Origin of the sequence: Alcanivorax sp. DP30, from assembly GCF_009882945.1 — a bacterium.
GTDB lineage: Bacteria > Pseudomonadota > Gammaproteobacteria > Pseudomonadales > Alcanivoracaceae > Alcanivorax.
In genome coordinates this window covers 85,800-94,869 of record NZ_WTUY01000023.1, presented here as the reverse complement: position 1 = coordinate 94,869, position 9,070 = coordinate 85,800, and the positions used below count along the sequence as shown (strand labels likewise).

The 9,070-nt window shown below is 59.5% G+C and carries 9 protein-coding genes; 2 read left to right on the top strand and 7 right to left on the bottom strand.

Features of this window, described 5'->3' with window-relative positions:
• Positions 1–242: 242 nt before the first annotated feature.
• Positions 243–1,442, bottom strand: coding sequence for a tyrosine--tRNA ligase (tyrS, locus tag GQF00_RS15825; protein WP_161320204.1), 1,200 nt, complete (start codon positions 1,440–1,442; stop codon positions 243–245).
• A 173-nt stretch (positions 1,443–1,615) separates the two neighbouring features.
• Between tyrS and GQF00_RS15820 the strand changes: the two genes are divergently transcribed.
• Together GQF00_RS15820 and GQF00_RS15815 are read left to right on the top strand one after the other, a co-directional pair.
• Positions 1,616–2,932, top strand: coding sequence for a peptidoglycan DD-metalloendopeptidase family protein (locus GQF00_RS15820; RefSeq protein WP_161320202.1), 1,317 nt, complete (start codon positions 1,616–1,618; stop codon positions 2,930–2,932).
• Positions 2,922–4,010 (top strand): anhydro-N-acetylmuramic acid kinase, encoded by a 1,089-nt coding sequence (locus GQF00_RS15815; RefSeq protein WP_161320200.1) that lies wholly within the window; start codon positions 2,922–2,924, stop codon positions 4,008–4,010. Before GQF00_RS15820 ends, GQF00_RS15815 begins: the two co-directional genes overlap by 11 nt.
• Positions 4,011–4,186: 176 nt before the next feature.
• On the opposite strand, the gene GQF00_RS15810 is transcribed toward GQF00_RS15815, so the two are convergent.
• From GQF00_RS15810 to GQF00_RS15785, 6 genes are all read right to left on the bottom strand, one after another.
• Positions 4,187–4,720: a phosphatase PAP2 family protein gene (locus tag GQF00_RS15810; RefSeq protein ID WP_237440576.1), complete on the bottom strand. Its 534-nt coding sequence runs from the start codon at positions 4,718–4,720 to the stop codon at positions 4,187–4,189.
• A gap of 99 nt (positions 4,721–4,819) precedes the next feature.
• Complete coding sequence (erpA, locus tag GQF00_RS15805; protein WP_161320199.1) at positions 4,820–5,158, bottom strand: iron-sulfur cluster insertion protein ErpA; 339 nt, start codon at positions 5,156–5,158, stop codon at positions 4,820–4,822.
• 85 nt (positions 5,159–5,243) lie between these two features.
• Positions 5,244–5,705, bottom strand: a complete 462-nt coding sequence (locus GQF00_RS15800; RefSeq protein WP_161320197.1) for a polymer-forming cytoskeletal protein — start codon at positions 5,703–5,705, stop codon at positions 5,244–5,246.
• A 9-nt stretch (positions 5,706–5,714) separates the two neighbouring features.
• A complete protein-coding gene (locus GQF00_RS15795) occupies positions 5,715–6,443 on the bottom strand; it encodes a DUF6776 family protein (RefSeq protein WP_161320195.1) in 729 nt (242 codons plus the stop codon).
• Positions 6,444–6,445: 2 nt separating this feature from the next.
• A complete protein-coding gene (gene argC, locus GQF00_RS15790; RefSeq protein ID WP_161320193.1) occupies positions 6,446–7,501 on the bottom strand; it encodes an N-acetyl-gamma-glutamyl-phosphate reductase in 1,056 nt (351 codons plus the stop codon).
• An 81-nt stretch (positions 7,502–7,582) separates the two neighbouring features.
• Positions 7,583–8,992, bottom strand: coding sequence for a chloride channel protein (locus tag GQF00_RS15785; RefSeq protein WP_370519516.1), 1,410 nt, complete (start codon positions 8,990–8,992; stop codon positions 7,583–7,585).
• Positions 8,993–9,070: the final 78 nt, after the last annotated feature.

Below are 9,070 nucleotides of genomic sequence, written 5' to 3'. Positions count from 1 at the left end.
TTTGTTGACTCGTTCAGAACTGAAATCTCTTAAAGATCCCGTCCCGAACAGGTCCCACACGTTTGCTTGCCTGATTGTTAAAGAGCGTCTCACCCGAAGCACCGTCTTGCGTTGTTGCCCCGTCGAGGAGTGCGCATTCTAGAGATTTCCGGAGAACCGTCAACTCCTTTTTCGCACTTTTCTCAAAAAACCTGCCAACCGTTCACTTTCTGTCCAAAACAGCACCTGCAGCACCATTCTGGTTATTTGATGACTACCCTGGCAATCTTCTTCTTGCCTGCCTGGATGACATGACTGTCTCCGGCCCGGAAAGTCCGCTCATCAGAGAGCTGCTCACCATCCAGATATACCGCACCCCGGGCAAATACATCCTTGGCCGCCTTGCCGTTCTGGGCCAATCCCGCCTCACGGAGCAGTGGCACAATATGAATATCCGCCTGATCACCCAGCTCTACCACCACTTCCGGCACATTGTCCGGAATCTGGCCAAGGGCAATCTGGTTCCCGGCAGACTTGGGGGCAGCCTCTGCGGCTTCGGCGCCATGGAAACGGATCACCATCTCCAGCGCGAACGCCTTCTTGGCTTCCTGAGGGGTACCCAATTTCTCCGCCTCAGCCTTGATTGCCTCCAGTGCCTCATTGGAGCAGGCGCTAAGCAATTCATAGTAACGCCAGATCAGGGCATCCGGTAACGACAGCAACTTGCGATACATTTCCCCCGGGGCATCATTGACGCCCACATAGTTACCCAGGGACTTGGACATCTTCTGCACCCCGTCCAGCCCTTCCAGAATTGGCATGGTCAGGCAGATCTGCGGGGCCTGCCCATGGGACTTCTGCAGGGTACGGCCCATCAGCAGATTGAATTTCTGATCCGTACCACCCAGTTCCACATCCGCCTCCAGGGCGACAGAGTCATACCCCTGCACAAGAGGATAGAGAAACTCATGAATGGCAATGGGCTGATTGCCCTTGTAGCGCTTGTCGAAGTCATCCCGCTCCAGCATGCGCGCCACCGTATACTGCCCCGCCAGCTTGATCATGCCGGCAGCACCGATCTCGTTCATCCAGCTGGAGTTGAATGCCACCTGGGTTTTGGCAGGATCCAGAATTTTGAAAACCTGCTCCTTGTAGGTTTCCGCATTGCGCAAAACATCCTCGCGGCTGAGCGGAGGACGGGTAGCGCTCTTGCCCGTGGGATCACCGATCATGCCGGTGAAATCGCCGATCAGGAAGATCACCTGATGGCCCAACTCCTGAAACTGGCGCAGCTTGTTAATAAGCACGGTATGCCCAAGGTGCAAGTCCGGCGCAGTGGGATCAAAGCCAGCCTTCACACGCAAAGGCCGCCCCGAAGCCAGCTTCTCCCGTAACTCATCTTCCTGGATGATCTCATCTGCACCCCGGGAAATGAGTGCCAGTTGTTCGTCCACCGTGGCCATGCCTACCTCTGCTGATCTGCAACTATCTGGGCTGGAACCCAGCAGGTTCCGCGAAAGCGCGGTATTGTAGCACTTGAACGCAGCCAGAGAAGGCAGGTATCTTTGCAGGTCTGTTTTTCGTTGTGTCTTTGTATCCTGACACGCTTTTCACCCAACCAGATCCCGCGATTTCCATGAAACAATTCTTTTCTGCTGTCGGCAGACTGGTGCGCCAGTTTCCCCGCACCCATTTACTGCTGGCCATGGTGCTTCTCGGCGGCGTCATCATTATTGCCCTTCAGCCCGAGCCTGCACCGGCGCCCCAGCGAGCCACCAAGGCAATTGAACTCCCCGCCCGCCCGGCGGCCAAGCCCGTGGAACAGCCCGCCCCACCCCAGGGCCCGCAATGGCAGACGCTGACCGTCAAGGCGGGCGACAGCCTCTCCTCACTGCTGCAGCCACTGGGCGTGGGTGCCGGCCAGGTTTACGCCCTGATCAACAGTGACGAGAAGCTTGAGCGGCTGACGAAGCTGCGCCCCGGCGAGCAACTGGAAGTCCTGGTCAATGATGACGACGCGCTGCGCGGGGTACGCTACAACCCTTCAAAAGTGGAAACCCTGACCGCCAAACTCACCGGCGCAGGCTGGACCGCCCGCCTCAGCCAGCGCGAATACCAGAAGCAGACCCGCTTCGCCCAGGCCGAAATTACCGACTCCCTGTTCTTGGCCGGTGCCGCTGCCGGTATCAGTGACCGCCTTACCATGCAGCTGGCCGAGCTGTTCGCCTGGGATATCGATTTCGTTCTGGATATCCGCAAAGGCGACAAGTTCCGGGTACTTTACGAAGAACTGTACCTGGATGGGGAGAAGGTCGGTGAAGGCGACATCCTGATGGCCGAGTTCTGGAACCAGGATCGCCACCTCTCTGCCTTCCGCTATGAAACCCTGTCCGGCGACGTGGAGTACCTGGATATCAAGGGGGACTCCATGCGCAAAGCCTTCATCCGGACCCCGGTGGCCTTTGCCCGCATCAGTTCACGCTTCAATTTGAGCCGCAAGCATCCCGTACTCAACCGGATTCGCGCCCACAAGGGCACCGACTACGCCGCCCCATCCGGCACCCCGATTCGCGCCGCCGGCGATGGCAAGGTGATCTTTGCCGGGGTCAAGGGCGGTTACGGTAACGTGATTATTCTCAAGCACGGCCAGATCTACACTACCCTGTACGCCCACATGCGCAGTTTTGCCAAGGGCATCCGGGTCGGCAAGCGGGTCAAACAGAGTCAGACCATCGGCTATGTGGGCTCGTCCGGTCTCGCCACCGGCCCGCACCTGCACTATGAATTCCGCATCAACGGTGTACACCGCAACCCTCAAACCGTGCCACTCCCGAAGGCGCGAGGCATCAACGACAACGAGCGTGCGGAATTCCTGATCGCCGCCAACCGACTTAAAGCGCAGATGACCCTGTTTGCCGAAGCCGCCACCCTGGCGAGCAGCGATGTCTTCTAACCTGTATATCGGCCTGATGACCGGCACCAGCGTAGACGGCATTGACGCGGCGCTGGTCAACATCAGCGACGCACATGTCGCCCTGGTTGCCAGCCACAGTCACGACCTCCCGCCTGAGCTTTGCCAGGCCATCCTTACCCTATGCCAGCCTGGAGAGGGCGAACTGGATGCCGCTGGCAAGGTTAGTCGCCAGCTGGGCCGGATTTATGCGGAGGCCTGCTCTGCACTGTTGGCGAAAGCGAACATCAACGCCAACCAGATTGCCGCCATTGGCTGTCACGGCCAGACCGTGCGGCATCGGCCCGGCAAAGACGGCTTCAGTATTCAGCTTGGCTGCCCGGACACGCTGGCCTGCGCCACCGGGATTCCTGTGGTGAGCAATTTCCGGAACAAGGACATGGTCTTGGGCGGTCAGGGTGCACCACTGGTCCCCCCTTTTCACCGCTGCCTGTTTGCAGCAGCCGGCGAGCGGCGGGCAGTGGTCAACATTGGCGGCATGGCCAATGCCTCACTCCTGGACAGCGAGACCCTGGTTGGCGGCTTCGATACCGGTCCTGGCAACGTGCTGATGGATCTCTGGGTCCAGTTGCACAGCAATGATCATTACGACGCGGATGGCGCTTGGGCTGCCAGCGGCAAGGTCAACAAGCCTCTGCTCAAACGCCTGCTGCGCGACCCCTATTTCCATCAACCGCCCCCCAAAAGCACCGGCCGCGAGCGCTTCAACCGTCATTGGCTCACTCAACACCTCAAGGATGACCTGCCGCCGGAAGACCTGCAGGCCACCCTCGCGGAACTGACCGCACGCAGCATTTGTGACAGCCTCGAAACCTTCGCACCGCAACGTATTCTGGTGTGTGGTGGTGGCGCCCATAACGGCCACCTACTTAGCCGCATTCAGACATGCGGGGGGGTACCCGTGAGCAGCACAGCGGAGGAAGGGTTGCATCCTGACTGGGTTGAGGCGACCGCCTTTGCCTGGCTGGCATGGGCTCGTTGCAACCAAAAAACCGGCAATGCGCCAGTGGTCACCGGAGCATCAAGAGAGGCCATTCTCGGGCAGATCACCTTGCCGTAGAGGGGCAAGCTTCAAGCTACAAGCCACAAAGCGCGAATAATGCATCTCGCCAATCGACAGGCCACCGAGCCGCGCCGCAAGCCTTTTCATTACGCATGAACGCGGCCGCAAACAATCCAGTTCAGTTGGCAGGCCCCTTTCTCGCGCCTTGCAGCTTGAAGCTTGTTGCTTGCTGCTCAGACCACCCACAAGCCGATCATGGCACAGCTGAACCCGAGAGTGGCGCCAGCGAGGATGTCCGAAGGGTAGTGAACCCCCAGCAACACCCGGGACAAGCCCACCATCACCGCCAAGCCCAGGGCCAATGCCATCACCGGCGGGTAAAACACGCATAGCAGAGATGCCATGACGAAGGCTGCGGCAGTGTGCCCGGACGGGAAACTGAAGCGATCCGCCGGCTGAATGAAAGCGGACAGGCTTTCCAGCGCATCCGCCGGGCGCGGCCGCTTGATCAAGTGCTTGAGCCCCACGAACAGCGGGACTTCCAGCGCGTAGGCAGCCATCGCCGTCAGCGCAAATGCGCTCCCGCCCTCCTTGTCGAACCACCAGATCAGCAGCGTCAGCGCCACATAGAAAGGACCATCACCCAGCCGTGAAACCAGGCGAGCCATCCGCGCACGTTGCCGGGCCTGGGGCTGCTGAAGCAACCAGCACATGGCACGGGTATCCGCGGCGGTCATTCGTTGAAATGTCGGTCGTGTCGTCATCATGGGTTTAGTGTCCACCCTGAAAACGACGGAATGTTGATCAATCGGTTAAGGTTTTATGACAAGGAACGCGCGGCTAGCGGCAGCAACCGCCAGGAACCCCTAGACGGAGAACGACGAGCCGCAGCCACAGGTGGTGGCAGCATTGGGGTTGCTGACCACGAAGCGAGAGCCCATCAGGCCCTTTTCATAGTCCACCTGGGAGCCATCCAGATACTGGATGCTCATGGCATCCACCAGCAAGGTCACACCGTCTTTCTCGACGATGGTGTCGTCATCATTGACCGCTTCATCAAAGGTGAAGCCATAGGAAAAACCGGCACAGCCACCCCCGGTGATATACACCCGCAGTTTAAGTTCCGGATTCCCTTCGTCGTCACGCAGCTCTTTGACCTTGGCGGCGGCGGCGTCAGTGAAAGATATGGGGGCTTGCTGGGTCATATGCTCGCTGATGCTGTAAAGACAGGAAACCCGCTGACCTGTTCAGACAGCGGGTTTACTATGTTCCAGTACCCGACTAAAACAGTCAAGAATTATCCGCGGCCACCTGCTTGTCCGCCGCAGCCTTTTCCCCCTGCTTGTCCGGTGCCGGCAAATTGCGACGCTCGTCGTCAAGACGCACCAGTTTGCCATTCACCCGGGCACCCATGACCATTTCGATCATCAGGTAGTAAACGTTGCCCTCAACCGAGGCTTTCTCCGCCAGCTCCAGATTTTCGGTAGCATGGACATCGCCTTCCACGCGGCCATTGATGACCACCTGAGGCACCTGGATTTCACCCTTGACCACCCCGGACTCACCAATGATAAGGCGACCACCTTCCTTGCCCACACTGATGTTACCTTCCACGGTGCCCTGGACATGCAGGCCGCCGGTAAACTCGACATCCCCGCTCACCTTGGCGCTGGGCGCGATCAGGGTATGGTTCCGGTAATCCTGCGACGCAGCACTGCTGTTCACTGCATTTTTTTTGTCTCGGCCTAGCACACGTCTCTCCTACTGCCACTTTATGGTTTTCTGTGTCTCGTAGCGGTTTCTGCCGCCGCTCTCAGCATCCACGTCCAGCGCCACAATCTCTACCCCTTCCGGCAGCTGAAAGCGCCCATTCAGCTCCTGAAAATAACGAAACCGGAACCGGGTCTCACTTCCATCGTCCAGCCAGTCATCGCCGGTCAACTCGACCGCCTTGCCGTCACGGCTGCCTCGCAGGGTCAACGAGATGTCACCTGACAGATAATTACGGTTATCGCCGGACTGCACCAGCACCACTTTGTAACTGTACTGGCCCTTCGTATCGGTGGGTTGCAGGGTCAACTTCTCGATCTGCATGCCCCGCTCACTGCCCCCCGGCGCCATCACATTCTTGTAGAAGGCCACTGCCTCCTCCAGCTCTGCCGCCTGATCGCGCAACCCCTTGATCTCCTGACGAAGATTTTCACGGGCCTGACGGGTCACTTCCGTATCAGTGCGATACAGCGCCAGTTCATTTCGGGCGGCTTCCAGCTCCCGGGTCGCGCTCTTCAGCTCGGCGCGCAGCTGGCGGTTGGTTTCGGAGGTGTCCAGCGCGCCACTGTTGCCGGACCACAGACCACCAAAGAACAATAACAGTGCGGCGATAATGGCACCGATCACCATGAGGCGGCGTCGCTTTTTCTGCTGGGACGGGCTCACCGGCACCAGCATCACATCATCGATACCGGCCCGGCTTTTGGGTTTTTTTGCCATAATCAGGGTGCCAGCGGAACCACGGAGAGCCCCGCCGCCTCATCCAGCCCAAACATGATATTCATGGCCTGCACAGCCTGCCCCGACGCGCCTTTCACCAGGTTGTCGATTACGGAAAGCACCACAATCACGTTCTCGCCACGGGGCTGATGCAGGGCGATTCGACAGGTGTTGGCCCCTTTCACGAAGCGAGTCTCGGGGTGGCTGCCCAACGGCATCACATCCACGAAGGGCTCATTGGCATAGCGCGCCTCATAGGCCGCCTGCATCTCTTCCAGAGAGGGCGCACCGTCCACCAGCTGACCGTAAAGGGTGGCGTGAATACCTCGAATCATGGGGATCAGGTGAGGCACAAAGGTAGCTTTCACGGGCTGACCGGCAATGTCACCCAACCCCTGTTCGATTTCCGGCAGGTGCCGATGGCCACTGGCGCCGTAGGCCTTGTAGCTCTCGCCCGCCTCCGCCAGCAACATCGGCACCTTGGCGCCCTTGCCGGCACCACTGGCACCACTGGCCGCATTGGCAATCAGCTGATCCGGCTTGATCCAGCCGTTTTCCAGCAGCGGCAGATAGCCCAGCTGGATGGAGGTGGGATAACAACCGGCACAGGCTACCAGGCGCGCAGTGCGCATCTTCTCCCGGTTTACCTCGGGCAGGCCATACACCGCCTCCGCCAGCAGCTCCGGGCAGGCGTGGGGCTCGCCATACCACTCACTCCACAGCTCATGGTCACGCAGACGGAAATCGGCAGACAGATCCACCACCCGCACACCAGCGTCCATCAGCTCGGGCATCATGCGCATGGCCACGTTATGGGGGGTGGCGAAAAACACCACATCACACTGGGCCAGCCGGGTGACATCCGGCTCGCTGAACACCAGGTCGGTGCGGCCACGCAGTGAGGGAAACATGTCAGCCACGGCAGTGCCGGCATCACCGCGAGACGTGATCACTTGCAGTTCTGCCTGGGGATGATTCACCAGCAATCGCAGCAGCTCAACCCCGGTATACCCGGTACCGCCAACTACGCCGACCTTGAGGACTGACCCCGTTGCCATATCTCTTACTCCAACCAATTCACAGTGCCGCCTCCGGCAGAAGGCACGCATAATAGGCGGCGCGCCCTGCCATCAGCAACTTTAGCCAGGCAGTTGCCGCGAGTTTTCCTCGCTGCCCGCCTCGGTTTGTTTCTCCTCATCCCGGGGCTTTTCCAGCGCCATGCCCTGCCCGTCTGCCATGCGCTCGGCCAGGGAATCGTACAACGGCCTGGCCCACACCAACTTGGCCACCGCCGCCGACAGAAAGGCTCCGGCCATCAACGGCAACAGAATATCGTGCCGGTTTCCCGTCAGCTCCATGACAATCACAAAAGAGGTAATCGGGCGCTGAATGACGGCCGCCAGAAAAGCTGCCATGGCCACCAGCGTCAATCCCACCAGCGACACATCCGGAAAAAAGCCACCGACCAGATTGCCAAATCCCGCCCCTGCCGCCAGGCTCGGGGAAAAAAGCCCACCGGGAATACCGGTAAAATACGACACCAGTGTCGCCGACATCTTGGCCAGGGCAAAACTCCAGTTGCCAGGGTCGTCGCCATCCAGCAGGGCACTGGCCTGTTCATAGCCACTGCCATAGGTGGCCCCGCCGGTCATCAAGCCGAGCAACACCAGCACCAGCGAGCACAACAGGACCACCCGGTAGGGATGCGCCTTGGCATAGGGTGAAAGAAACTGGCTGCCGCGAATCAGCAAACGACTGAACAGGCCACCAAACAGACCACACACCAGCGCTGTGACACCAATGGCAGCCCAGTCACGGGTGATATCCAGGTGACCGCCGGGATGCCCGAAGAAGCTGTAGTGCCCCATGATCATCAGCACCACCACCCCGGAGAGAATGATAGCCAGAATCAGGGTACCGCTGGTGCGCTGCTCGAAGGAGCCGGACAGCTCCTCAATGGCAAATACGATCCCTGCCAGCGGAGCGTTAAACGCCGCTGATACCCCCGCCGCGCCGCCCGCGACTATCAGTGAGTTATCCACGTATTTCTGGTTAAGGCGGCCCACCTGCCCCACGGAATACATGATGGCCGCGCCCATATGCACGCTGGGCCCCTCGCGACCAATACTGGCCCCACACAACAGCCCCATGCAGGTGAGCACAAACTTGCCGAGGATGACCCGCAGCGACAGGAAGGTGGGCCGCAGCCAGTGATAGCGCTGTTTGAGCACCACCAACACCTGGGGAATACCACTGCCCTGGGACTCCGTGCCCAGCTGCCGCATCAACCAGACAATCAACAACATGCCCAGCGGGGTGACGATCACCGGCAGGTAGGGAGAATATTCATGAATCTGGATAAAGGTATGAGACGCCAGTTCCGCCACCCAGGCAAACGCCACCACAAACAGGCCAACCAGAATCGCGCCGGTCCAGAACACCATGCGCAACTTCCAGTCCTGCCAGGAACCCAGCTGACGACGGCTCACACGTCGGGTGCGAAACAAGTAGTAACGCATCAATCGACGATGTCGTGGCCGTTTGTTCACAGCATTCCTTGAGTATTCGAAAACGGGAAGAGGAAGGCTGTATAGTGTACGCCCACAGCACCTTCGCTCCAATGCCAC